Source organism: Halobiforma lacisalsi AJ5 (assembly GCF_000226975.2).
Taxonomy (GTDB): Archaea; Halobacteriota; Halobacteria; order Halobacteriales; family Natrialbaceae; genus Natronobacterium; species Natronobacterium lacisalsi.
Window position 1 is genome coordinate 1063550 of record NZ_CP019285.1, and the last position, 23724, is coordinate 1087273.

At 67.0% G+C, this 23724-nt stretch carries 28 protein-coding genes; 14 read left to right on the plus strand and 14 right to left on the minus strand.

Annotated elements, in window-relative coordinates; genetic code table 11:
- Positions 1-6: 6 nt before the first annotated feature.
- From CHINAEXTREME_RS05005 to rpl18a, 4 genes are all read right to left on the minus strand, one after another.
- Positions 7-1302 (minus strand): ABC transporter substrate-binding protein, encoded by a 1296-nt coding sequence (locus tag CHINAEXTREME_RS05005; RefSeq protein WP_007141380.1) that lies wholly within the window; start codon positions 1300-1302, stop codon positions 7-9.
- Positions 1303-1558: 256 nt separating this feature from the next.
- Positions 1559-2848, minus strand: coding sequence for a signal recognition particle-docking protein FtsY (gene ftsY / locus CHINAEXTREME_RS05010; RefSeq protein WP_007141381.1), 1290 nt, complete (start codon positions 2846-2848; stop codon positions 1559-1561).
- A gap of 191 nt (positions 2849-3039) precedes the next feature.
- Entirely contained in the window at positions 3040-3489 is a 450-nt protein-coding gene (gene pfdA, locus CHINAEXTREME_RS05015; protein WP_007141382.1) for a prefoldin subunit alpha, read from the minus strand.
- A complete protein-coding gene (gene rpl18a / locus CHINAEXTREME_RS05020; protein WP_007141383.1) occupies positions 3486-3662 on the minus strand; it encodes a 50S ribosomal protein L18Ae in 177 nt (58 codons plus the stop codon). Before rpl18a ends, pfdA begins: the two co-directional genes overlap by 4 nt.
- Positions 3663-3873: 211 nt before the next feature.
- Between rpl18a and CHINAEXTREME_RS05025 the strand changes: the two genes are divergently transcribed.
- Entirely contained in the window at positions 3874-4185 is a 312-nt protein-coding gene (locus tag CHINAEXTREME_RS05025) for an ASCH domain-containing protein (RefSeq protein ID WP_007141384.1), read from the plus strand.
- A gap of 12 nt (positions 4186-4197) precedes the next feature.
- Complete coding sequence (locus CHINAEXTREME_RS05030) at positions 4198-4482, plus strand: hypothetical protein (RefSeq protein WP_007141385.1); 285 nt, start codon at positions 4198-4200, stop codon at positions 4480-4482.
- A 4-nt stretch (positions 4483-4486) separates the two neighbouring features.
- Here the strand turns inward: CHINAEXTREME_RS05030 and CHINAEXTREME_RS05035 are convergent, their stop codons facing one another.
- The 5 genes from CHINAEXTREME_RS05035 to thpR form a co-directional block, all read right to left on the minus strand.
- Positions 4487-5650, minus strand: coding sequence for an MFS transporter (locus CHINAEXTREME_RS05035; RefSeq protein WP_029601415.1), 1164 nt, complete (start codon positions 5648-5650; stop codon positions 4487-4489).
- 385 nt (positions 5651-6035) lie between these two features.
- Positions 6036-6701, minus strand: coding sequence for a translation initiation factor IF-6 (locus tag CHINAEXTREME_RS05040; protein WP_007141387.1), 666 nt, complete (start codon positions 6699-6701; stop codon positions 6036-6038).
- A gap of 2 nt (positions 6702-6703) precedes the next feature.
- On the minus strand, positions 6704-6982 hold the full coding sequence (locus tag CHINAEXTREME_RS05045; RefSeq protein WP_007141388.1) for a 50S ribosomal protein L31e: 279 nt from the start codon (positions 6980-6982) through the stop codon (positions 6704-6706).
- Positions 6983-6984: 2 nt separating this feature from the next.
- A complete protein-coding gene (locus tag CHINAEXTREME_RS05050; RefSeq protein ID WP_007141389.1) occupies positions 6985-7137 on the minus strand; it encodes a 50S ribosomal protein L39e in 153 nt (50 codons plus the stop codon).
- A 145-nt stretch (positions 7138-7282) separates the two neighbouring features.
- Positions 7283-7840 carry an RNA 2',3'-cyclic phosphodiesterase gene (gene thpR, locus CHINAEXTREME_RS05055; RefSeq protein WP_007141390.1) on the minus strand — a complete coding sequence of 186 codons (558 nt, stop codon included), beginning with the start codon at positions 7838-7840 and terminating at the stop codon, positions 7283-7285.
- A 128-nt stretch (positions 7841-7968) separates the two neighbouring features.
- On the opposite strand from thpR, the gene CHINAEXTREME_RS05060 reads away from it, so the two are divergent.
- The 10 genes from CHINAEXTREME_RS05060 (at position 7969) to CHINAEXTREME_RS05105 (ending at position 16035) form a co-directional block, all read left to right on the plus strand.
- Positions 7969-9687, plus strand: a complete 1719-nt coding sequence (locus CHINAEXTREME_RS05060) for a hydroxysqualene dehydroxylase (protein WP_007141391.1) — start codon at positions 7969-7971, stop codon at positions 9685-9687.
- Between the two features lie 63 nt (positions 9688-9750).
- The gene (locus CHINAEXTREME_RS05065) at positions 9751-10668 is read left to right on the plus strand and encodes a tetratricopeptide repeat protein (RefSeq protein ID WP_007141392.1); all 918 of its coding nucleotides are present in this window, start codon (positions 9751-9753) and stop codon (positions 10666-10668) included.
- A gap of 2 nt (positions 10669-10670) precedes the next feature.
- Positions 10671-10964 carry a DUF424 domain-containing protein gene (locus tag CHINAEXTREME_RS05070; protein WP_007141393.1) on the plus strand — a complete coding sequence of 98 codons (294 nt, stop codon included), beginning with the start codon at positions 10671-10673 and terminating at the stop codon, positions 10962-10964.
- A 65-nt stretch (positions 10965-11029) separates the two neighbouring features.
- Positions 11030-11938: a hypothetical protein gene (locus tag CHINAEXTREME_RS05075; RefSeq protein ID WP_007141394.1), complete on the plus strand. Its 909-nt coding sequence runs from the start codon at positions 11030-11032 to the stop codon at positions 11936-11938.
- A 162-nt stretch (positions 11939-12100) separates the two neighbouring features.
- Complete coding sequence (locus CHINAEXTREME_RS05080) at positions 12101-13345, plus strand: aminotransferase class V-fold PLP-dependent enzyme (protein WP_007141395.1); 1245 nt, start codon at positions 12101-12103, stop codon at positions 13343-13345.
- A 79-nt stretch (positions 13346-13424) separates the two neighbouring features.
- Positions 13425-13856, plus strand: a complete 432-nt coding sequence (locus tag CHINAEXTREME_RS05085) for a hypothetical protein (protein WP_007141396.1) — start codon at positions 13425-13427, stop codon at positions 13854-13856.
- 59 nt (positions 13857-13915) lie between these two features.
- A complete protein-coding gene (locus tag CHINAEXTREME_RS05090; protein WP_007141397.1) occupies positions 13916-14560 on the plus strand; it encodes an HD domain-containing protein in 645 nt (214 codons plus the stop codon).
- Positions 14561-14651: 91 nt separating this feature from the next.
- The gene (locus CHINAEXTREME_RS05095) at positions 14652-14900 is read left to right on the plus strand and encodes a hypothetical protein (RefSeq protein ID WP_007141398.1); all 249 of its coding nucleotides are present in this window, start codon (positions 14652-14654) and stop codon (positions 14898-14900) included.
- A gap of 189 nt (positions 14901-15089) precedes the next feature.
- Positions 15090-15524, plus strand: a complete 435-nt coding sequence (gene sufU / locus CHINAEXTREME_RS05100; protein ID WP_007141399.1) for a Fe-S cluster assembly sulfur transfer protein SufU — start codon at positions 15090-15092, stop codon at positions 15522-15524.
- A gap of 109 nt (positions 15525-15633) precedes the next feature.
- Entirely contained in the window at positions 15634-16035 is a 402-nt protein-coding gene (locus CHINAEXTREME_RS05105; protein ID WP_007141400.1) for a hypothetical protein, read from the plus strand.
- Between the two features lie 29 nt (positions 16036-16064).
- On the opposite strand, the gene radA is transcribed toward CHINAEXTREME_RS05105, so the two are convergent.
- The 3 genes from radA to pspAB form a co-directional block, all read right to left on the minus strand.
- Complete coding sequence (radA, locus tag CHINAEXTREME_RS05110; protein WP_007141401.1) at positions 16065-17096, minus strand: DNA repair and recombination protein RadA; 1032 nt, start codon at positions 17094-17096, stop codon at positions 16065-16067.
- 160 nt (positions 17097-17256) lie between these two features.
- On the minus strand, positions 17257-18540 hold the full coding sequence (locus CHINAEXTREME_RS05115) for an outer membrane protein assembly factor BamB family protein (RefSeq protein WP_007141402.1): 1284 nt from the start codon (positions 18538-18540) through the stop codon (positions 17257-17259).
- Between the two features lie 260 nt (positions 18541-18800).
- The gene (gene pspAB, locus CHINAEXTREME_RS05120) at positions 18801-19406 is read right to left on the minus strand and encodes a PspA-associated protein PspAB (RefSeq protein WP_007141403.1); all 606 of its coding nucleotides are present in this window, start codon (positions 19404-19406) and stop codon (positions 18801-18803) included.
- A gap of 181 nt (positions 19407-19587) precedes the next feature.
- Here pspAB and CHINAEXTREME_RS05125 point away from each other — a divergent pair, with 181 nt between their 5' ends.
- Positions 19588-20238 (plus strand): SWIM zinc finger family protein, encoded by a 651-nt coding sequence (locus CHINAEXTREME_RS05125; protein ID WP_007141404.1) that lies wholly within the window; start codon positions 19588-19590, stop codon positions 20236-20238.
- A 6-nt stretch (positions 20239-20244) separates the two neighbouring features.
- Here the strand turns inward: CHINAEXTREME_RS05125 and CHINAEXTREME_RS05130 are convergent, their stop codons facing one another.
- A complete protein-coding gene (locus CHINAEXTREME_RS05130) occupies positions 20245-20619 on the minus strand; it encodes a CBS domain-containing protein (protein ID WP_029601414.1) in 375 nt (124 codons plus the stop codon).
- A 138-nt stretch (positions 20620-20757) separates the two neighbouring features.
- Between CHINAEXTREME_RS05130 and CHINAEXTREME_RS05135 the strand changes: the two genes are divergently transcribed.
- Positions 20758-22632 carry an acyl-CoA dehydrogenase family protein gene (locus CHINAEXTREME_RS05135; protein ID WP_007141406.1) on the plus strand — a complete coding sequence of 625 codons (1875 nt, stop codon included), beginning with the start codon at positions 20758-20760 and terminating at the stop codon, positions 22630-22632.
- Here the strand turns inward: CHINAEXTREME_RS05135 and CHINAEXTREME_RS05140 are convergent, their stop codons facing one another.
- The gene (locus CHINAEXTREME_RS05140) at positions 22633-23661 is read right to left on the minus strand and encodes a CPBP family intramembrane glutamic endopeptidase (RefSeq protein WP_238593348.1); all 1029 of its coding nucleotides are present in this window, start codon (positions 23659-23661) and stop codon (positions 22633-22635) included.
- Between the last annotated feature and the right edge of the window lie 63 nt (positions 23662-23724).

The window sequence follows — 23724 nt, forward strand, 5'->3', positions numbered from 1 at the left end:
GTCGTCTCAGGCCTCGAACTCGATGCGTTCGACGGCCTCGATCTCGAAGTCGCCGAACTCGAAGATGTCGTACGAGACGCTCTCCATGTCCCCGTTCTCGTCGAAGTCGACCGTGCTCGAGGCGCCCTGGTACTCGACCTCCGCGCCGTCGGCCGCGAGTTCGACGCCCTCGGCGAAGTTCGACGGCCCGACCACCTCGCCGCCGGGGTTGGCGACCTCGCGCATCTGGCTGCTGATCGCGTCGCCGTCGTTCTCGCCCGCCCGGAGGTTCGCCAGGATCTGGACCGCGCTGGCGTCGTAGGCGTGGGCGTTGAACACGCCCGGGCCGGAGCCGTACTCCTCCTCGTACAGTTCCGCGAACGCGTCGGCCTCCGGACCGTCGGCGGCCGGTGCCGTTCCCATGACGTTGTCCATCGGGTTGTCGACGTCCTCCGGAAGGCCGTCCTCGATCAGCCCGTCCGTGACCATGATCGGTAACTCGTCGCTGAACTCCCCGTAGAAGTCCCGGAAGATCTGGATCCCGCTGACGGGGAACGCGATCACGATGAGCACGTCCGGCTCGTCGCTCAGGACGTCCTCGAGCCCGGAGGTGTACGACGGCTGTTCCGGTTCGAACGCCACCTCGTTGGTCACCTCGCCGCCGAGCTCCTCGAAGGAGTCGACGAACACCTCGGAGAGCGCCTGGCCGTAGTCGTCGTTGAGGTGGAACGAGGCTGCGCTCTCCCAGCCGCGTTCCTCGAAGGCGACCTCGGCCATCACCTGGCCCTGGAGCGCGTCGCTTGGCGCCGTTCGGAAGACGTAGTCGCCGTCGAGGTCGGTGATCAGCGGCGACGTGCTGGCCGGCGAGCACATCACGACCTGTTCGGGGATCGCGACGCTCTCGGCGACGGGGATCGTCACGTCCGACGCCGCGGCGCCCGTAAAGGACGGGACGCCGGCGGCGACGAGGTCTTCGGCGCGGCTGATGCCCGCCTCCGACTCCGTCTGCGTGTCCTCCCGCTGGACGGCTACCGTGACCGGGCTCCCCTCGTTCTCGAGTTGGAGCGCCGGCAACTCCGCGGCGTCCGCGATCGGCGTCCCGAGTTCACCGAGGTCGCCGGTTTCCGGCTGGAGAATCCCGAGCATGACCTCCCGCTCGTCGGGATCCGTGCCTGTCGCTTCCGCGTCCTCTTCCTCGTCGTCGCCGTCCTCCGACTCCTCGATGACGTCTTCTTCCTCGCCGATGCAGCCGGCGAGCAGTCCAGCAGTCCCTGTTGCACCCAATCCCTTGACGTACGTCCGTCGGTTGATGTTCCCTGGCATCGTTGCTGTGATCGAATCTCGTTCTCGTGCGGTTCGCCGTCTCAGCAACCAGGACAGCCCCGGGAACGCACCACGTCCGGGGACTGTGGTCTCGCCGTCCCGACCGGTCTCGACTACTTGTCGCTCGTTCCCACTCCACACGGTACGGTTCCACATACCCCTATACGAGGGTTATCCTTGATTTCGTTCACTATGGGCGAGAAAACTCCAGCGATCGTCCCACGACCGACTACCGTCGGCCACCGCCGAACCGCAGCTACTCGTCGTCCTCGAGCAGTCTGTCGACCATCTCGTCGGGATCGAACCGCTCGAGGTGGTCGTACCCCTGCCCGACTCCCAGAAAGAGGATCGGCTTGCCCGTCACGTGGGCGATCGAGATCGCCGCGCCGCCGTTGGAGTCGGCGTCGGCTTTCGTCAGGATCGCGCCGTCGATCTCGGCGGCCTCGTTGAACTCGCGGGCGCGGTTGACGGCGTCCTGGCCAGCCACCGCCTCGTCGACGAACAGGGTCATGTCGGGATCGACGACGCGGTCGATCTTCTCGAGTTGGTCCATCAGGCCCTCGTCGGTGTGCAGACGGCCGGCGGTGTCGCCGAGCACGACGTCGACGTCGTTTGCCTCGGCGTACTCGACGGCGTCGTAGAGCACGGCCGCGGGGTCGCCGCCCTGCTCGTGGCTGATGCACTTCGTGTCCAGAGCGTCGGCGTGCTCCTGGATCTGCTCGTTGGCCCCGGCGCGGTAGGTGTCGCCGTTCGCCATCACCGTCGAGTAGCCCCGCTCCTCGAAGTAGCGGCTCAGCTTCGCGATCGTGGTCGTCTTGCCGACGCCGTTGACGCCGGTGAAGACGATGGTAACGGGCTTGTCCTCGATGGCGATGCGCTCGTCGAAGTCGAACTGGCCGACGCTGATCACGTCGTAGATGGCCTCCCGCAGAGCGTCCTCGACGACCTCGCCGGTCGAGGTGGTGAACGTCCGCGTCTCGCCGACGAGTTCGTCACGGATGTTGTCGAGGATCTCCTGGGCGACGTTCATCTCGACGTCGCTCGAGAGCAGCGCCATCTCGAGTTCGTAGAGGGGGTCCTCGAGGTCCTCTTCCTCGATGACGAACTTGCCCTTGACCAGCGATTTGGCCTTGCGGCCGAAGCCGGTCGAGTTGGACTCCTCCCGGGATTCGTCTTCGTCGGACTCGTCGTCGGTGGCGGCTTCGTCGCTCTCGTCCTCGAGAGCGGCCGGCTCCGCGTCGGGTTCCTCGAGTCGGTCGCCAACGCCCGCCTCCGACGGGGACGCGGCGTCGGTGTCGGCGGCGTCGGGACCGGGACCGGGATCGGGATCGGGATCGGAAGCGGCCTCCGCTTCGGCCACCGCCTCCGTCTCTTCGTGGCCGGCGTCTCCCTCGGGGGAGTCCTCGAGTTCTTGTTCCGGCTTCGGCTCTGTCTCTTCGAGTTCGACGTCGTCCTCCTCGGGATCGACTTCTTCGACGTTCTCTTCGGCGGCTTCTTCCGCGTCTTCTCGGAAACTTCCGAGCTTCTTCTTCAGGTTATCGAACATGGCTATGGATGGCTGTGGCAGTGATAGGGACGGTTACAGTGGCAGTTGCAGTCGAAACCGACCGTCGAACGGGACCGATAGGGTGGATACCTGACCCATCGCGATCGACGGTGATAGAAGTGGCGATGACGGCTCCGTACGTCCGACTGCGACCGCGTTCGCGGCCGCCGACGGGCGAAACCGACGCTCCGTTACTCGTCCCCTTCGGGACCGCCGCCCATCCCCTGCATCTGCTGTTGCATCGCCTGCTGCTGGAGCTGCTGGGCCTGCTGCTCGAGCTTTTCGCTCTCGCTTTCGAGCTCCGCGATCTCCTCGTTGACCTCGTCGATCCGGTCGTCGAGGTGCTCCTTTTTGTTCTCGAGGGCGTCGACGGCGTCGTCCTCCTCGAACTCCGCGGCGTAGTCGGCCCCGAGGTCGACGATCGCCTCGTCGATGTCCTCGATCGTCGCGCGGAGGTAGGCACCGCCGCCGATCGGGACCTGAACCGTCGAGCCGGTCTCTAAGGTCTCGAGGGCTTCGATAGCCTCGTCGACCTCGATCTTCTCCTGCTGGAGCGACTCGACGTTCGCTTCGAGGGCCTCGATCTCTTCCTGGATCTCCTGGAGTTCCTGGGAGAGCTGCTGGAGTTGCTGCTGGCTCATTGTGCGTCGACCTCCTCGAGGTCGATCTCGGTGCGTTTGAGCCCGTGCTGGCTCCCGAGCTGGGAGAGGGCGTGTTCGCGGGCGACGTCCTCGTTTTCGGCGTCGACCGTCGTTTCGAACTCCGCGTAGCCGTCGCGGGTCTTGAACTGACCGGTCACCGTAAACTGACTCATGGCTGTTCCTCCGGCAGGCAGTCGGAAGAATCTTCCCTTCCGTATTTTCGGCCGGGTGTCGATCCCTGATCGCCGGTGGGGTCGAAATCAGTCGTGTCAGTACCTCCGGCCGGCCCGAACGCGGCCATCGCCTCCCCCGAGTGTGAGGGGGTCGGAGACGGGAACCCACAGGACGAGAAACGGTTTTGCCCGGGAGCCCGTACGGGCCTCCATGGCCGACATCGATCCCGGCACGCTCCTCCCGAACGATCGCATGAAACGACAGGCCCTCGAGGGCGAGGTCACCCAGATCCACCGCGGCCAGCAGTACGCCGACGAGGGCGACACGTTCACCATCGAGGATACCACGTTCGAGGTGCGGGAGGTGACCGACCGGACGCTCGGCGACCTCACCGACGAGGACGCACGGGCCGAGGGCATGGCGGACCTCGAGGGGTATCGCCGACTGCTCGAGCGTGCCCACGAGAACTTCGAGTGGGACGACGACAGCGAGGTCGTCCTGCACCGGTTCGAACCGCAGTGAGGACTCCATGACATGAACCATCTCCCACCGCTCGACGACGGCGAATGGCGACTCCCGAACCACGCCCACGTCGTCGTCTACGACCGCGAGTGCGAGGACGAGGACGGCGAGCGCGGCCTGCTCACGATCTACGACTGCGGCGCGGCCCAGAAGCCGCCGCGGGCCCAGTTGCTCGGCACCCTCGAGGGCGTCGACGCCGAGGCCGAGTTCGAGTCGACGCCGACGGGAAAGATCGTCAAACTGCGCGAGGCGGCGACGCTTTCCGAGGGCGAGCCGGATCGGTTCCGGATCCGCTAGGCGATCAGACCGGAAGCCGATCCGCCCGCTCGAGGAGCAGGAGACCGACGACCAGCGTGGCCAGGAAGACGGCCGCGGTCCGGAACACCAGATCGTAGGTGTATCCGCCCTCGATGAACAGTCCCAGCACGAACGAGCCGAGCGCCTGCGTGAGCATCCACATCGAACTGAACACGGCGTAGGCGCTGCCCCGCGTCGAATCCGGCAGCGTATCGAGGAGGAACGTGTCCGTGGCCGGAAACAGCGCGTGGATGACGAATCCGAGGACGCCGGAGACGAGGATCACGGCGATCAGTCCTTCGACCGCGGTCAGTACAAGCAGGGTCGCCGAGAAGGCCCCCACGACCCCGAGCAGGTACGGCACCCGGGGCAGCCTGTCGGCGAGGTCGCCCCCGAAGTAGAACGCGGGGATGCCCGCGGCGAAGACGATGGTGAGCATCGTCCCCGCCATCCGGTCCGAGTGGCCTTTCGACTGCATGTAGAGTTCGTAGAAGTTGAACACGCCCTGCCAGACGAACGAGGCGATGCCGACGATCGCGAGCGTCGTGACGATGATCCGCCACTCCGAGAGCGCTCCGGCGACGAAGTTACGGTCGTCCTCGCCGGCCCGCGGCAACTCGGTTCGTTTCGCCTCGAGACCGGTATAGACCGTGACCGCGGCCGCGACGACGGCGATCAGCCACAGCGACAGCCGCCAGTCGGCGACGATGGCGACCGTGATCGTGACCAGCGGCGCGGCGATCACCGCGGCGATCTGGCTGGCTGCGCCGTGGATCCCCATGACGCGACCGACGCGATTCGGGAACAGTTCGCTCAGGAACGGGTTCGCGGAGACGAAGTAGACGCCGGAGGCGATCCCCATCAGGAACGCGCCGACCATGAGGTGGCGGATCGACACTGCGGTCGCGGCGAACGCGGAGGCGACCGCGAGGATCGACCCGGACCCGAGCACGACGTAGTGTCGCGGCACTTTCGTCAGGAGCCATCCCGTGGGCAGGCGCGGCGACGCGCTGCCGACCCACGCGAGGGTGACGAGGAGCCCGGCGGTCGCCTCCCCGATCGCGAACTCCCCGATGATGACGTTGAGAAGCGGCGCGAAGATAATTCTGGCCAGGTTGAGAAGGAAGACGAGTCCACAGAGAGAGGCGAAGAGTCGAGCGCGGCTCACGACCACTATTTCCGACGGGCGGCCACAAACGTTCCGAAACCGGAACCGTTTGGGACACTGAAACACTCACGGTAGCCGGTCGCTCGGTCACGGTAGCGAGCCACAGGCGGGACGCAACGCTCGCGACTCGAGCGCTCTGTCTCTGTCGGAACGGAACACCCCGCAACGGGAACGACGGGAACGACGGGAACGACGGGAACGACGGGAACGACGGGAACGCACAGGCGTCGCTCCGCGAGATCGAACACTCGAGCGGGTAGAACGGAACCGGGCGTCCACGACCCGGAAAACACGGTGCCGCGACGGCCGTGGCGAGATCGACGGTCGATAGTCGACAGCTGACCGTCGACGGCCGCGCCGACGGCACGAACGAGGGTCGCCCGACCTACTCGAGGTAGCCCAGCGCGTCCTCGATCCGGCCCAGTTCCGGTCCGGTCGTGTCTTGGCCGACGACGTAGCCGGCGTCGTTGGCGACCAGTCCGGAGCCGACGAGCGGCGCGCCGTAGTTGACGGTGCCGACGTCGGCCCGGACGTCGAGGGCGTCCTCGAGGAAGTCAAGTTCCTCGTCGGTCGCCTTCGGGTGACAGAGCACCCCGGAGTTGGTCGCGACCGCGGCGGTTCCGACGGTGCGGACGCCCGCCAGGTCGCCGCGTTCGACCGGCACGTCGAGCGTGTTCTTGACGATCCGTATCGCCTCCCGGGGCAGGTCCGGATGGACGTAGGCCCCGTAGTCGTTCGCAAGGACGACGTTGCCGGCGGCGTTGATGCTGCCGGGCAGTTCGGCGACGGGGAGGTCGACCGCCTCCTCGAGTTGCTCGCGCTCGTAGTCGAGGATCCGCGAACTGACGAGGAGGCCGTTCTCGTTACCCGTCGCTAGGGCGCCGACCGTCGAGGAGCCGCCGACGGTCGTCGGGACGGCCGGCACCTCGAGTTCGTCGGTCAGGTCGGCGACGACGTCGTCGTCGACGTCGCGGCGAACGAGCACGCACGAGTCGGTCGCGCGGGCGAAGACGCCGACGTAGGCCGACCCGGCGAAGGCGAGGCGTTGCAAGTTTAGTCGGCGACCTCGGCCTCGACGACGGCCTCACCTTCTTCGTCGAAGCGGGCCGCGCGGACGCGGAGCTTTCGCGGCGGGTTGGATCGGCCGTTCGACCAGACCGCCTCGTTGATCGAGGGGTCCAGGCGGATGGCGTCCTCGTCGACCGCGAAGTGCTTCGCGAGGTGTTCGCGGACGAGTCGCATCGCGAGGTCCGCGGCCTCGTGGTTGGCCCCTTTCTTGACGTCTCGCAGCGGAACGGTTACGACGCGTTCCTCGAAATCACTTGCACTCATCGTTATTCGTCGGTGTCGCTACGTCGCCAGTTGCGTCGCTTCGGGTTCCGCTGGACCTCCATGTCGGTCTTCATCATGACCCAGGCCGGAACGCGGCTGTTCTGGTTCTCGAGTTTGGCAAGACGCTTTTTCTTGCCCTTCGATTTCTTACCCATAGTAGCCGGACGTAGCCCGTGCTGGCTTAAAATCTTGTCCATCTCTCGAGGGTGATCCCACTGGACTCGTAACGCGTCTCGAGGGGCGGTTCAGGCCTCGAGAACTTCCGTCGCCGTCTTCGGGCTCGAAGCCGGATTACCCCCGTCACTCGAGCGGGAACCGCTCGACCGTCGAGTACACCGGTCCCTCGTCGGTGAGGGTGCTCTCGGTCAGTCGGACCTCCTCGACCGTCGTCTCGCCGACGGTCGGATCCCGCTCCCGGACGAGGTCCTGGACCAGTTCCTTTCCGCCGGCGTGTTCCATTCGGGCGAGGGTGACGTGTGGCGTGAACTCGTGGTCCTCCTCGTCGAAGCCCATCGCCGTCGTTCGCTCCTCGATCGCCTCGTGCAGCGCCGTCAGTTCGTTACCGCCGGTCTCGGCCCCGAGCCAGAGGACGCTGATGTATTCGAGGGTCGGGAAGACCCCCAGGCCGCCGAACCGCGCGGTGAAGGGGTCGATGCCCGCGTCCTCGACGGCAGCCGCGAGTTCCCGCTGGAGGTCGGGCAGGCGATCTTCGTCCACGTCGCCGAGGAACTTCAGGGTGACGTGGGCCTGTTCGGGATCGGTGAAGCTCAGGCCGCTTGCGTCGTCGAACTCCGCCTGGAGGTCGGCGACGGGGTCGGCGAGTTCGTCGGGGAGGTCGACGCTGACGAACAGTCGCATGGTCGGAGGTTCGCGGGCGGATCACTCAACGGTGACGGTCGCCGCTGGCCGAGGGCCGTCCGTCGATCGCCGGCTGCCAACTACCGTTAGGGGAGGCCATTATATCCGACGAAGCCGTGTCTACGCTAATGATAGAGTCCGACGTTGCCGTCGTCGGTGGCGGAATCGGCGGCCTCACCGCGGCCCACGAACTCGCCGAGCGCGGGTTCGACGTGACCGTCCTCGAGGCGAACGATCGGTTCGGCGGCAAGGCAAGGTCGATGCCGATCGCCGACACGAGCGGCGGGACCGAGCCGACCACCGAATCGATGGACGCGCCACCGCTGCACGGCGAACACGGCTTTCGCTTCTTCCCGGCGTTCTACCGGCACGTGACCGACACGATGGAGCGGATTCCGGACGGCGAGTTCGAGTTCGAAGGCGGGAGCGGGGGAACCGTCGCCGACAACCTCGTCGAAACCAGCGCGACCCTGATCGCCAACGTCGACGGGCCGCCCCAGATCGCCGAAACCAGCACGCCGGACACCCTCCGGGGATGGCTCGAGGCGCTGCGGCCGGCGTTCGCGGAGGACCTGCCCCGGGAGGACGTCCGGTTTCTCCTCGAGCGATTGCTGTACCTGCTGACGGCCTGTGACGACCGCCGGGAGGACGAACTCGACGACGTCTCCTGGTGGGAGTTCATCGACGCCGAGAATCGCTCCCAGGAGTTCCGCGATCGGCTGGCCTACGCCACGCAGGCGCTGGTCGCGCTGCGCCCGCAGGTCGGCAGCGCACGGACGATCGGGACGATCTACCTCCAGTTGCTGTTCGGCCAGCTCGATCCCACGCAACCGACCGAGCAAGTGCTGAACGCGCCGACCAGCGTCGCCTGGATCGACCCCTGGGTGCGCTACCTAGAGGGGCTGGGCGTCGACCTCCGGGCGAACGCGCCGGTTCGCGCCCTCGAGTTCGACGGCCGCCGGATCACCGGGGCGACGCTGGCCGACGGCGCGCGGGTCGTCGCCGACGAGTTCGTTCTCGCGGTGCCGGTCGAGGTGGCCCCCGAGTTCGTCACGCCCGAACTCGCGCGGGCGGCCCCCGAACTGGGCCGGATCGAGCGCCTCGACACCGCCTGGATGAACGGGATCCAGTTCTACCTCTCGGAAGACGTCGAGTTGACGCGGGGCCACCAGGTCTACGCGGACTCGCCGTGGGCGCTGACGTCGATCTCACAGCGGCAGTTCTGGCGCGACCACGAGTACGACGTCGGAGAGCGCGGCCCCGACGAGGTGGAGGGCGTGCTCTCGGCGATCGCCTCCGACTGGGACACGCCCGGGATCGTCTACGGGAAACCGGCGAGGCAGTGTACCCGCGAGGAGATCGCGACGGAAGTCTGGGCGCAGTTGAAGGCCCACCTGAACGTCACCGGGACGACGCTGTCGGACGACCTGCTGGTCGACTGGTTCCTCGACCCGTCGATCGTCGAGGTCGACGACCCGGGCGACGGCGACCGCGTCGAGAACCGCTCGCCGCTGTTGATCAACACCGCCGGCTCCCTGCGGAACCGCCCGCCGGCCGACGTCGGTGTCCCGAACCTGACGCTCGCCGCGGACTACGTCCGGACGAACTCCGATCTCGCCTCCATGGAGTCGGCCAACGAGGCCGGCCGCCGGGCGGCCAACGCCATCCTCGAGCGCCATGCACGAGGGTCGTACGTTCCCGCCGAGATCTGGGAGTTGAGAGAGCCGGCGGCGTTCGAGCCGTTCAAGCGCCAGGACCGGGTCCGCTACCGCCTGGGGCTGCCCCACCCTGCGGAGGTCACCCAGTCGGTCCGGTCGCTCACCAGGCGCCTCGGTGGCCGGGCGTGAGCCCGCCCCGGCGTCGCTTCGCGGGTCGCAGACCTTAACAGTCCGCGTCGCCAAATTTCTCCGATGACCGACCCAGCGGACGACCGCGACCACGACTTCTCCGAAGGGGAGGGGTTCGACGATCCGTACGACGAGTTCGACCTCGACCCGCCCGAACTCGGCGTCGACCCGTCGAAGGTCGACCCCGTCGACTCCCGGGTGGTGACGGACACGCTCGACGAGCACACCATCGACCACGAGGACGTCGACGCGCACGAACTCATCGACGTCGGCCTGAACTACATGCAGATCAACCGCTACGAGCAGGCCACCGAGGCCTTCGAGCGGGCCGCCTCCTTCGCCGACGACGACCGCGTCGAACAGGAGGCGTGGGTCAACAAGGGCGTTGCCCACGCCGAACTCGAGGAGTACGACGAGGCGATCGGGGCCCACCGCGAGGCCCTGCGGATCGACGACTCGAGCGAGCATGCCGCGACCGCGGAGACGAACCTCGCGTACGCGCTCTGGGAGTTCGGCGAGACCGCCCAGGCCTTGGAACACGCCGAGCGAGCCGTCGAGATCGACGAACGGTTCGCCGAGGGCTGGTTCAACCGCGCGTTCTTCCTCTCGGAGCGCGGCCTGGCCGAGGAGGCCTTACACTGCATCGACAACGCGATCCGACTCGGCCTGCGTAACGCGAAGGTCCTCGAGGAGAAAGCCGAGATCCTCGAGGAACTCGGCGAGTACGACGAGGCCGAGGAGATCGCCGAGGAGGCAAACGAGATGCTCGAGCAGGCCGAACAGCGAATCATGGAGGATCGCATGGACGGCCGTGGGCAGGCTGGCGGCGCTGGCGCGGGCGGTGCCGGCGGCGCTGGAGGCCCCGGCGGACAGGCCCCGTTCGGCGAAGCCGGCGAGGAACCGCTCGATGACCTCGCGGACCCCGGCCGGCGAACCGGCGAGGAGCGCACCGAGCGCGACCGCGAGTTCGAACTCGAGTAGCGATGATCGTCAACGAACGGGAGACCGAGGAGGGACTGCTCGTCGCCGTCTGTGACACGGACGTCCTCGGCGAGACCTTCGAGTCAGAGTCCGTCTCGCTGACGGTTACCGAGGAGTTCTACGGCGGCGACGAGGTCGACGAGACCGCCGTCGTCGACAGCCTCGCCCGCGCCGACGTGGCAAACATCGTCGGCACCCGCTCGGTCGAACTCGCCGTCGAGGAGGGGTTCGTCGACGAGGCGAACGTCCTCGAGGTCGGCTCGACGCGACACGCGCAGTTGTTGCGGCTGTACTGACGCTCGCGAGCGTCGAACACGTCACGGGCCGTACCTTTTTGCCGACCGCTCTGTTCTCCACGGGTATGGGATCCGAACGGTCGAACCGGGACCGCTCGAACGAATCGAGCCCCCTCGAGCGACTGCGCCAGCCCGAGTACACGGGCGAGAACCGGTGTGTCCCCTGTACGGCGGTCAACGTCGCGATCGCCGCGGTCCTCACGCTCGGGATCGCGGCGATCTCGCTTCCAGCAGCGCCCGCCGTCCTCGCGGTCTCGCTCGCAGCGATCTACTTCCGGGGGTACCTGGTTCCCGGGACGCCGACGCTGACGAAACGGTACTTCCCCGACTGGGTGCTCGCGAAGTTCGACAAAGCGCCGGCCTCCGGCCCCGGCCCCGGACCCGGCGGGACGGCGCTCGAGGCCGACGACGGGCCCGAGGATGCGGCCGCGCCGGACGACGTCGACGGTCCCGACCACGTCGATCCCGAACGGCAGTTCCGCGAGCACGGGATCGTCGTCCCCTGCGAGGAACGCGACGGCGACGGGCCCGAGGACGACCTCTGTCTCACGGACGACGTCGAGACGGACTGGCACGCCCACCTCGAGGCGCTGCGGGACGGCGACCGCGAACGACAGGTCGCGCGCTTCCTCGAGGTCGAACCCGACTCCCTCGCCCTCGAGGAGTCGGACGAGCATGCGATCGCCCGCGTCGACGGCCGTATGGTTGCCCGCTGGGAGTCGGGGGCCGCCGCGCTCGCGGACCTGGCCGGAGCCCGGGTCCTCGAGGAGCGACTGCCGGACTGGGAGCGATTCGCGCTCGAGAACCGGAGCCAACTGGCGAGCGGGCTCCGGGCGTTCGTCGACCGGTGTCCGGACTGTGAGGGGTCGATCTCGCTCGACGAGGAAACCGTCGAATCGTGCTGTCGCTCCCACCAGGTGTACGCGATCACCTGCGAGGACTGCGGGGCGCGGATCCTCGAGGTGTCGGCCTGATCGCATACGACCGAAGAAGAAGCGGAAACCGAAACCGAAACCGAAATCGGTTTCGACCACGGTTCCGTTCGGGGCCGCCTTACACCGCCAGCCGTCCGTGATAGCGACGGGATCTGGCGGAACCGAAGGAGTGTTTTGTGTGCGGTACTTGCTAGTCACGTAATGAGTTCCCAGGACCTCGAGTCGCTCGACGTCGAGGGGATCCGCCAGCAGTTCCCCATTCTACAGCGGGAGTTCGACGGCCAGCAGGTCGTCTACCTCGACAACGCCGCGACGACCCAGACGCCCGACCCGGTCGTCGACGCGATGAGCGACTACTACCGTCAGTACAACGCGAACGTCCACCGCGGGATCCACCACCTGAGCCAGGAGGCCTCGATCGCCTACGAGGAGGCCCACGACCGCGTCGCCGAGTTCATCAACGCGGACGGCCGCGAGGAGGTCATCTTCACCAAGAACACGACCGAGAGCGAGAACCTGCTCGCCTACTCCTGGGGCCTGAACGAACTCGAGCCTGGCGACGAGATCGTCCTCACGGAGATGGAACACCACGCCTCGCTGGTGACCTGGCAACAGATCGGCAAGCGCACCGGCGCGGACGTGAAGTACATCCGAATCGACGACTCGGGCCGGCTCGACATGGACCACGCCCGCGAACTGATCACCGACGACACCGAGATCGTCTCGGCGGTCCACGTCTCGAACACGCTCGGCACCGTCAACCCGGTGGGCGAACTCACCGATCTGGCCCACGAACACGGCGCGCTCTCGTTCATCGACGGTGCACAGGCCGTCCCCAACCGGCCGGTCGACGTGGCGGAGATCGGCGCCGACTTCTACGCCTTCTCGGGGCACAAGATGGCCGGACCCACGGGGATCGGCGTTCTCTACGGAAAGCGGGAACTGCTCGAGGAGATGGAGCCGTACCTCTACGGCGGCGGCATGATCCGCAAGGTCACCTTCGAGGAATCGACCTGGGGTGAACTGCCCTGGAAGTTCGAACCCGGGACGCCGCCGATCGCGGAGGCCGTCGGCCTCCACGCGGCCATCGACTGGCTCGAGGACATCGGCATGGACCGAATCCGGGCCCACGAGCAGGAACTCGCGGCCTACGCCTACGACCGCCTCGACGGCGAGGGCGACGTCGAGATCTACGGCCCCGAGGCCGGTTCGGATCGTGGCGGCCTCGTCAGCTTCAACCTCGAGGGCGTCCACGCCCACGACCTGACCTCGATCCTGAACGATCACACGGTCGCGGTCCGGGCGGGCGACCACTGTACTCAGCCGCTGCACGACAAGCTCGGAGTTCCGGCATCGACGCGGGCGTCGTTCTACGTCTACAACACGCGCGAGGAGGTCGACAGGCTGGTCGCGGCGCTGGACGACGCACGGCAGTTGTTCGCGTAAGCCCGTGGAGCGGGCGACGCTCGTCGAACGGCCCATACTTACACTAATTTTTATTACAGTGTTTCTGGCATAGTCGGGTATGTCTCTCGACCGGGAGCGGGACCCCGAACGGGTCGTTCACCGATGGAACCGTGCGTTCACGGCCCTTGCAGCGGAACCGCGTCGGCAGCTCGTTGACGCACTCATGGACGTCTCCGACGACGAGTCGGTCCCGTTGCCGGAAGCCGCGGTCAATCCTCGGCTTTCGGTCGACCACGACTACCTGCAGGTCCAACTCCGGCATACGCACCTCCCGATGCTCGAGAGCCACGACTACGTCCGCTGGGAGGGAACGCCGCTCCGGGCGTCCCGAGGGCGGCGGTTCGAGGAGGTCGCGGTCGTCTTCGACTCGTTGTACGCGAACGCAGGCGCGATCCCCGAGCAACTGGTCGACGGCTGTCGAAGGCTCGAGCGGCGACAAGAGCGGGACGTCGCCGACGAGGGCGGCGACTCGGCCTCGACGAGCGACTGAGGTGCGGACGCCAACGGAACGGTTCATTTATCTCTCGTTCGGCGAAACACGCCGTCGCCATGCTCGAGCAGGTCAGACGCCGTGCTCGCCCGTACTTCGAAGACGCCCCTCCCGCACACGACTGGAACCACGTGCGCCGCGTGGAGGCCCTCGCGGAGACGCTCGCCGAACGCCGTTCCCCGGATCCCGTCGCCGACGAACGGGTCCTGAAACTCGCCGTCCTCCTCCACGACGTCGGCCGCGCGAAGGAGGACCGCGGCGAGATCGACGACCACGCGGCCTGGGGGGCGGACGAGGCCGAACGGATCCTCGAGGACCTGGGCGCCGACCCCGACGTCGTCGACCGCGTTCGGCACTGCGTCGCGGCCCACCGGTACTCGACCGATCCGGACCCCGAAACGCTCGAGGCGAAACTCCTGTCGGACGCCGACAACCTCGACGCCCTCGGCGCGGTCGGGATCGCCCGGGTGTTCTCCTACGGCGGCGAGATGGGGTCGCCGATCCACGGGTCGGCGGTCCTTCCGACCGACGCGCCGGAGGCCCACCCGGAGGGCGAGAGCCAGTACGGCCACATCCACGAGAAGATCCTCGACCTGCCCGAGCGGATGTACACCGACGTCGGGCGCGAACTCGCCGACGAGCGCGCGTCGTTCGTCCGGGAGTACGTCGCCCGGTTCGACGCGGAGGTTCGCGGCGACCGATGACCGCCGGTGGCCGTCCGTTGAAAACAACAACAAACTGGCAGTAGGTTTTTGCCGCTTCTGTTCGTACGGACCGATGCCGAGGTGAGAGCGCATGTACGAGAAACCCATCGGCCGTCCCCAACGGGACCCGTTCGACGCCCTGGTCGACGTTCTCGCCGCGGCCGACCGGTACGACCTCCTGCTCGGGATCGTGCCGGTCGCTTTCGCGGTTGCACTGGTCGTCGCCGGCGTGGCGAGTCTCTCGATGGCGCAGGCACTGCTGGTCGCTGCGACCATCGGCGTGCTCGTCATCGTCGACGCCTGCTACCGCAACCCCCCGACCGACCAGGGGTCGACGTAACGGCATCGGCCACCAACCGTTCGACACACCGAGAGACAACCGGTTCCCGCTTCCGCCTCGAGCAACAGCACTCGTTGCGGTTTTTTGTGCGCTCCCGATCGAAGAGAGGGTTACGTAACCGATTTCGGTATCTGCGCGTCGGCGGCCCCGGAACCCTTTTACAACTCACCGATCTATTCGCAGATACCAATGGGACTGGGCTCGGACATGTACCGACAGCAGATCCTCGACCACTACAAGAACCCCCGTAACTACGGGGAACTCGAGGATCCCACCTTCACCCACGTCGGCGAGAACCCGATGTGCGGCGACGAGATTCGGATCGACGTAAAACTCGCGGAAGACGGCGAAAGCGACGACGAGGAGACCATCAAGCAGGTCGCCTTCTCCGGTGACGGCTGTGCGATCAGCCAGGCCTCCGCGAGCATGCTCTCGAAGGAACTCCAGGGCAAGACCGTCGAGGAACTCCTCGAGATGGACCGCGACGACGTCGTCGACATGCTCGGGGTCGACATCTCGCCGATGCGGGTCAAGTGTGCTGTCCTGGCGGAGAAGGTCGCCCAGGATGGCGCGAAGATCCACCGGGACGAACTCGACGTCGACAAGACGACGACCGAGGACTAGCCGACGTCGGCTCCCGGGTCCGCCGTTCGCTGTTCTTCCGTTTCGGTGCTCCCCGCTCGACGGCCGTCGCCAGGGGCACGCTTACCCCGGTGGCGACGCTTGTCCGTCCATGGTCGAGACCGCCATCGGCTTCGTGCTGGGGGCGATCATCGGCGCAATCGCCACCGCCACCGGCTCCTACCTGCTCTACTGGAAACGTGAGCGGGACGCCACCCGTCGACTTCGCCGCGCGTTCGCCGAGGAGCTACGGGCCTACGACCACCTCGACGAGTTGATCGCGGACGGAGGGTACGAGCGGGTCACGACTCGGGTCGACCCGCCGATAATCTACGAGTCCGCGGCCGACGACCTCGGACTGCTCGCGGAGGAGGAAATCGGCCGGCTCGTGGCTTTCTATAGCGCGCTCTACTGGCTCGACGGGCTCGAGGATCCGGAGGACAAGAAAAATCGGATCGAGAGCGTCGCCGAGAAACGGCGGGCGGCACTCGAGACGCTCGCGCTCGAGGAGTAGGAGATCGGGCGGGCGGTGCTGGAGGCGCGTTACTCCGGCTTCAGCCCCTCGTCCTGGACGCGCATGACCGCCTCGCCGTCGGCGAGGTTCGGCGCGTCGACCAGGCGGACGATCCGTTTGTCACCCTTGGACTTGCGCAGGTAGATGCGGAACGTCGACTTGTGGCCGAGGATGTTCCCACCGATCGGCTGGGTCGGGTCGCCGAAGAACGAGTCGGGGTTGGAGGCGACCTGGTTCGTGACGATCACGGCCGCGTTGTAGAGGTTGCCGACCTTGTCGAGGTCGTGGAGGTGCTTGTTGAGCTTCTGCTGGCGGTCCGCGAGTTCACCACGGCCGACGTACTCGGCACGGAAGTGGGCCGTCAGGGAGTCGACACAGAGCAGGCGGATGGGGTACTCCGAGTCCTCGTGTTCGCTCGCGAGTTCCTGGGCTTTCTCGGCCAGCAGCATCTGGTGGTTGGAGTTGAACGCCTTCGCGACGTGAATCTTCTCGAGGATGGCGTCGACGAGTTCGTCCAGCGCCTCTTCGTCGTCGGCCGACCCCTCGATGTCGCGGTCCTCGAGGGTGGCCTCGATGGCCTCGTCCGGGAGGCCCCGAACCATGTCGTCGATCCGCTCGGGACGGAACGTGTCCTCGCTGTCGATGAACATCGCGCTCCCGTGGAGGCCGCCGACCTCCTTGGGGAGCTGGACGTTGACGGCCATCTGGTGGGTCACCTGAGACTTGCCGGACCCGAACTCGCCGTACACTTCGGTGATCGACTGGGTCTCGATCCCGCCGCCGAGTAGCTCGTCGACCTCGTCGATATGCCAGCTCAGTTTACCGATCTTGTTCCGCCGCTCGAGTACCGTGGAACCGGTCTCGAAGCCGCCGACGTCGGCGGCGTCGCGGGCGGCGTTGACGATGTCCGCGGCGGTGGACTCGCCGACGTCGGCCGTGTTCGACAGTTCCGACGGGGAGGCGACGGCGAGACTCTGGAAGGAGTCGAAGCCTGCGTCCTGAAGTTTGTCTGCCGTTGCCGGTCCGACGCCGGGGAGTTCCTCGAGATCTGCTTCGGGCATACTCCGTCGTTGTGCCGGACCCCCCATAAACCCTCGTTAACAGGGAAGTGAAAGTGAAAGTGCCGGAGGGCGCGCTGGTCGTCGTGAGGCGGTCAACGGGTTTAGGTAGGAAGAGGCGCGGATCGGCGGTCGTCGAGACTGGCCTCGGGTCCAGGGCTGACTACGGTCGCCGGTCGTCGTCGCTCCAGATCAGGCAGTGGAAGCGGCCGTCCTCGGTGCCGACGAACAGCTGTCGGTCGCCGACCGCGGGGGTCGCCGTCACGGCGGTCCCGGTGTCGAAGTGCCAGAGGTGGGTGCAGTCGTCGGCCGTGTCGAGTCCGTACAGCGAGCCGGTCTCGTCGCCGACACAGACGACGTCGCCGACGACGACCGGGCTCCCGGAGACCGGGCCGTCCAGGCCGACGCCCTTCTTCGAGAAGAGCCAGCCGCGCAGTTTGCGCCGGCCGAACGACGTGTCGGTGACGTGGAGGTAGCCGTCGGTCGCGCCGACGAACGTCGTCTCCTCGTCGGGCAGCACCGTCGCCGAGCCGGTGAAGGCGGCGTCGATGTCGTAGGAGAACCACGCCCGGCCGGAGTCGGCGTCCATCGCGAGCAGCGTGCCGTCGTCGTCGGCGACGTAGACCAGCCCGTCGGCGACCGTCGGCCCGCCGGTCGCGACCCCGTCGGTCGGGGCGGTCCACTCCTCGTCGCCGGTCGCGGCCGCGAGCGCGTGGACGGTCCCGTCCTCGTCGGCGACGAACACGCGGGACGTCGCCGAACCGCGGTCGAAGTCGGCGTCGAACCCGGTCTCGAGGTCGACGTCGGGTTCGGCACTCGAACTCGGGTTCGCGGTCGGGTCCGGGAGCGAGTTCGCGTTCGCGTTCGCGTTCTCGGGCTCGCCGAACCGGTTTTCGCCGTTCCCCCCGTCGCCTACTGCCGGGCGGCCGACGACCGGCGCGTCGGTCCCGTGGGTCCAGACGATCTCACCCGGCTCGGCGGTCCCGCCTTCGGGCTCCTCGAGCACGCTACCGGCGCCGCTTTCGAGCGCGATCGCGGACGTACCCGCCGTGTGGCCGACGTACAGCCGCCCGTCGGCGACGGTGAGCGAACTCGAGTCCGCGCCGGGCAGCGCCGCGGCCCAGGCTTCGTCGCCGGTCGCAGCCTCGAGCGCGTGGACGGTCCCGTCCGCGGTGGCGACGTAGACCCGGTTGCGCGCCACGACCGGCGTCGCGGCCGGACCGCCGGACGTCTCGAAGACCCACCGGCGACGACCGCTCTCGCGCTCGAGCGCGTACCAGTTCCCGCGCTCGGTACCGACGAAGACGGTGTCGCGGTCGAGAACCGGCGAGCCGACGGCTCCGGCGAGGTCGGCGGTCCAGGCGGACTCGACCCGGAGCGGTCCCTCGAGGTCGCGACGGACGCCCCCGTTGTGCGCGTCGCCCTTGTGCTGGTCCCAGGTCGTCACTGCGCGGGGCTACTCGTCGGATCGGTATAATGGAACGGATCTCCGGCGTCGTACGGGGTCGTCGGGCCACTGCGGAGCCGCGGGGCTCGAGAGGACGTTGCGGAAGGGGGAACGGAAGGGGGAAAACCCGGCAGGCACCGAAGATCGCTGTGTATGGCGCAGCGATGATGATGATGATGATGTGGCGTCGGCGTCCTGCCGTACTTCCTCCTTCCGGTCCCAGGGTAATACGATCTCTTCCAAAAGAATTTGGTTCCTTCTCACTCCCAGGGATGGGTTCCGCTCGCGCTCGGCCACAGCGGGTACCAGTACTCCTTGTCGCGTTCGATCTCGAGTTCGCCGTCAAGCGCCGACTCGAGTTTGAACTCCGCGCTGGAGTCCCGTTCCCGGCCGGACCGGGGCGCGAAGGGGTAGTACGCGCCTCTGCGGAACGAGTAGATCCAGTAGGCGGGGCCGTCACGCCCCCTGTAGGCGAAGACCGCCGCGAGCAGTCGCGAGCCGTAGCCGTGCTCGATGAACGTGTCCGCGGCGAAGTGCATGCTCGTGATCAGATCCTCGGGGTCGTCGTCCTCGAGGACGACCCAGTGATAGCCGTGATCGTCCTCGGAGACCGAGAACGCGGTGCCGGTCTCCTCCTGTCCGGCCTCGAGGATGGCTTCGACCTCGTCGACGGTTTCCCGGAAGCTACGGGAGTCGACGCCGGAGAAACACAGCGCGCCGACGTCGGCCGACTCGTAGCCGAGTTCGGCCTCCATCGTCAGGTAGGCGGTACTCATCCCGAACAGGTCGTCGGGGTCGGCGTCGCGGCTCGCGTCGGCTTCGGCACGGAGGCCGAGGGCGGCCCGGAGTCCGTCCAGCAGTCCCATACCCGATTCAACGGAGTCCTCCCTTTAGAACTTCCCGAGGCGATCCCGAGCGTTCCGATCGGATCAAGTCGGAATTCCGGACGGACAGTCCCGCTAACACCCGGCGGGGCCGTTATAGGGCTCGAGCCCCTAGCGGAATCGAATAGCCCGCCGACCGTCCGCGAGCACACTCGATGCATCCATGAACACAAAAGCATCACCGAAAGCACCGCTTCCCGTCTCGTCTCCCGAGGTCGACCGCCTCGAGCAGCGATCGCTCCGGGCCCGCACCGAACCGATGTCGGTGCTCCCGCTGGGCGATGGACTCTACGAGGTCGAATCCGCCAGCGACAACACCTATCTCGTCGACCTCGAGGCCGGACGCTGTACCTGTCCCGACCACGTCTTCCGCGGCGGTCGGTGCAAGCACGTCCGTCGTGTCGCCATCGAGATCACCGAAGGACGCACGCCGCCGCCGGGCGAGATCGCGCTGGAGTGTCACGACTGCGACGCGCCGGTGTTCGTCGACGAGGACGAGGCGATCGAACCGGCCTACTGCGACGAGCACGCGATCTACCCGGGCGCTCCCGTCGTCGACCGCGAGACGGGCGATCGGCTCACCGTCGTCGATGTCTCGGAGTACCGGGCCGACGCGGTCGAGATCCCGGCGGCCGACCGGACCGTCGCCGACTACTGGACGAACGAGGACTACGACCCCGACGTGCCGGTCGTCGGCGCGGTCTACCCGCATGCAAACGTTAAATCCAACGGCGTCGTCCCCTCGTCGCTGAAGGTCTACGTCTTCCCGCGGACGCGACTCGAGAAGGCCGCAGATACGGACGGCCAGCGGTAGCCGCGCCTACGAGAGGTGCGCGGTGACGTCCGTCGAAGAGACCATCCCCACGTAGTCGTCGTCGACGACCGGGAGGTGTTTGATCCCGTAGGTAGTCATCATCGCAGCGACCTCCTCCATGTAGAGGTCCGGCGCGGCGGTCTCGACGTCGGTCGTCATCACGTCCGCGACCTCGAGGCCCGTGGGATCCTTCCCTTCCGAGACGGCATCGAGTACGTCGGTACTGCTGATTATCGCCCGCGGGGTGGTCCGGACCACGAGCGCGTTGATGTCTTTCTCCCGCATCCGGCGGGTCGCTTCCATCACCGTCGCGTCCGCCGCGATCGTCTCGAGCGGCGTGGACATGACGTCTTCGACGATCGTTCGGTCGTCCGAAGTCATAGGGAAGCAGACGACGGCGGGAACCATGAGCGTTTCCCGCATGGGTCGAGGCGGTCGACCGCACGGAAAAACGGGTGAACACCGACGTGGCGTTTGTTTACCCCGGTTTTATCGGCGTTCGTGGGGGATTACCACGGTATGGGTTCGGCCATCGACTACGGCGAGTTCGAGGAGGGACGGCACGTCAACTACTGGGACCTCGATCGCGCTATCCGGCGCGAACTCCGTCGGATCTACGCCGCCGACGAGTTCGCGTGGGCCGAGCCCCGCCTCTCGGAGTTCGGCGACGTCGTCGGCCACACGGTCGCCGACAACGCCGACTACGTCGACGACCACGGCCCCGAACTCGAGACCTACGACAAACACGGCGACGTCGTGAACCGCGTCCGATACCCCGCGGAACTGCTCGAGACCGAGCGCCTCGCGTACGATCGCGGGATCGTCGCCGACGCGTTCGAGGCTCCGCCGGGTCGCGACGAGCCGATGCCGCTCGCACACAACCTCGCGATGCAGTATTTGCTCTCGTATGCGGACCCGGGCTTCGACTGCCCGGTCGCGATGACGGCGGGCGCGGCGCTCGTCCTCGAGAAGTTCGACGACGGCTCGCTCTCCGAGTATTACGAGGCCCTGACCAGCCGCGACTACGAGGCGGTGATCGAGGGCGCGATGTTCCTCACGGAGAAGCAGGGCGGCAGCGACGTCGGTGCGACCGAGACTCGCGCCGAGTACGACGAGGAAGCCGACTGCTGGCGGCTCACGGGCGAGAAGTGGTTCTGTTCGAACATCGACGCCGAGGGGACGCTCGCGCTGGCCCGTACCGAGGACGCGCCGGAGGGGACCGACGGCCTCTCGATGTTCCTCGTGCCCCACGCCGACCCCGACGCGGCGGGCGGCCCGTGGACCAAGGGCGACCGCCTTGAGGACGGCCCACTCGACCCCGATGCGGTCAACGAGCAACGCTATCGGCGGCTCAAGGACAAACTCGGGACGATCTCCGTCCCGACGGGCGAGGTCGAACTCGAGGGCGCGAAGGCCTATCTCGTCGGCGAGGAGGAACGCGGCTTCAAGGAGATGACCGAGATGCTGAACTTGGAGCGGCTGTCGAACGCGGCGGCCTCCTGCGGCATCATGGGCCGGGCGCTGCTCGAGAGCAAGATCCACGCCGCGAACCGGGAGGCGTTCGGCGAGACGATCGATCAGTATCCGCTGATGCGCGAGGACCTGGTGGACATGGCCGTCGACCACGAGGCCGCGACGGCGTTCGTCTTCGAGGTCGCGCGGCTGTTTTCGGAACGCGAGCGTGCCGAGCGGGGTGCGGAGCCACGATCCGCGGAATCCACGAGCGGTGGAACCGCGAGCGCGGGTGAAGGGGCCGAGGACGCCTATCGGCTCATGCGCCTGCTGATCCCCGTCGCCAAACTCCGCACCGCGCGGATGGCCGTCGACACCGCCTCCTACGCGATGGAGGTCCAGGGCGGCAACGGCTACGTCGACGACTTCGTCACCAACCGCCTCCTGCGGGACGCCCAGGTGCTGCCGATCTGGGAGGGCACCGAGAACATCCTCTCGCTTGACGTGCTCCGGGCCCTCGAGCGCGAGGACGCCCACGAGCCGTTCCGCGAGGCCGTCGAGCGGCGACTCGAGTCAGTCACCCACCCGGCGCTCGAGGACGCCGCGGAGACGGTCGAATCGGAGTTCCACGACCTCGAGACGGCGCTGGTGACGCTCGCCGGCGAGGACGCCGAGTACGCACAGCTGTCGGCAAAGCGGCTGGCACACTACGTCTTCGACGTCTTCACGGCGGCGCTGTTGCTCGAGGAGGCACAGGCGAAAATCGAAGACGGCGAGGGTCGGCTTGCACTCGTTGCGAATCGGTTCGTCGCGAACGAACTCGAGGACCGGGACGCCCGTGGGATCACGAGCGGCGACCGATTCGCACTGGAGAGCTTCGACGCAGTCGTCCGGTACGAGGCGATTTCGGTCGCGGACCTCGAGGCGGTCCCGACCGTCTGATCAATCGTCGTCGCCAGCTGAACCGGCGGTGTCAGTCGCTTTCGGTGAGGCTCTGCCAGTAGTGCCGGGGGCAGCGATGTCCTCAACGATTCGAACGCGTCCGTGAACGACCAGGAGCCACGTGAAGAGCAACCCGAGTACGACGATCGTTCGGAGGGCGACGAGTGCGTACGACTCCCAGAACCATTCCTCGATCGCTCCGACCACGACCAACGTCGGAAGTGTGGCATCCGCGGCCATCGGCGGGATAGAGAGCACGAGTCCATTCGTCACGTTGTATCCGAGGTGCATCCCGAGCGGGAGTGCTATCTTTCCGGTGGACACGTACGCGACCCCCCAGACGAGGCCGAACAGCGTACTCGAGATCACGAGCGCGAGACTGCGGCCCTCGTACCCGCCACCGCCCTGGAAGACGATATGATACAGACCGAACACGACGCTACTGCCCACGAGGGCGACCGTCACTGCGCCCGTCGTCGGGTACGACCGGGTAGCCATCCCCTCGGCGAAGTTCTGGAGCATGACGCTCCGAAAAAGGAGTTCTTCACCGACGACGTTGACGAGCAGGCCGAACAGCGAGAACGCGCCTAGTACCACTACACCGGTGCCGCCGGCGGCTCGAAAAACCTCTGTCACCTCTCCGTAGCCAAGCGCGACGCCGACGATCGACGGAATCGCAGCCATCCCGAACCCGATCAGGAGTCCGCCGACGAGATCGGTCCACCAGGAGCACGAGTTCTCGAGTCCGTACTCCACGTACTCCCGGCGATCGATACGCTTTGCTAGCCGGAATGCCGCTCCGAAACTCCCCAGCGCGATGAGTCCCACTACGAACAGGTCGTGGCTTCTGGTGAAGGGCAGGTCCCAGGCCCGGACGACCGATCCCACAACTGAGACGTACACCGTCATCCCGACGAACGTCAGTCCGAGCATGACCAGAAACGGAACCAGCCCGCGCCAGAGCGCTCGCGGACGATCATTTCGGCTCCCATACAATACCGCCCGCAGATAATTCGAGATCGAATCCATGGCGACATCTCGGCCCTGATCGACGATAAGTGTCATCTGAGCTGTATTTAAGTTGAAATATTG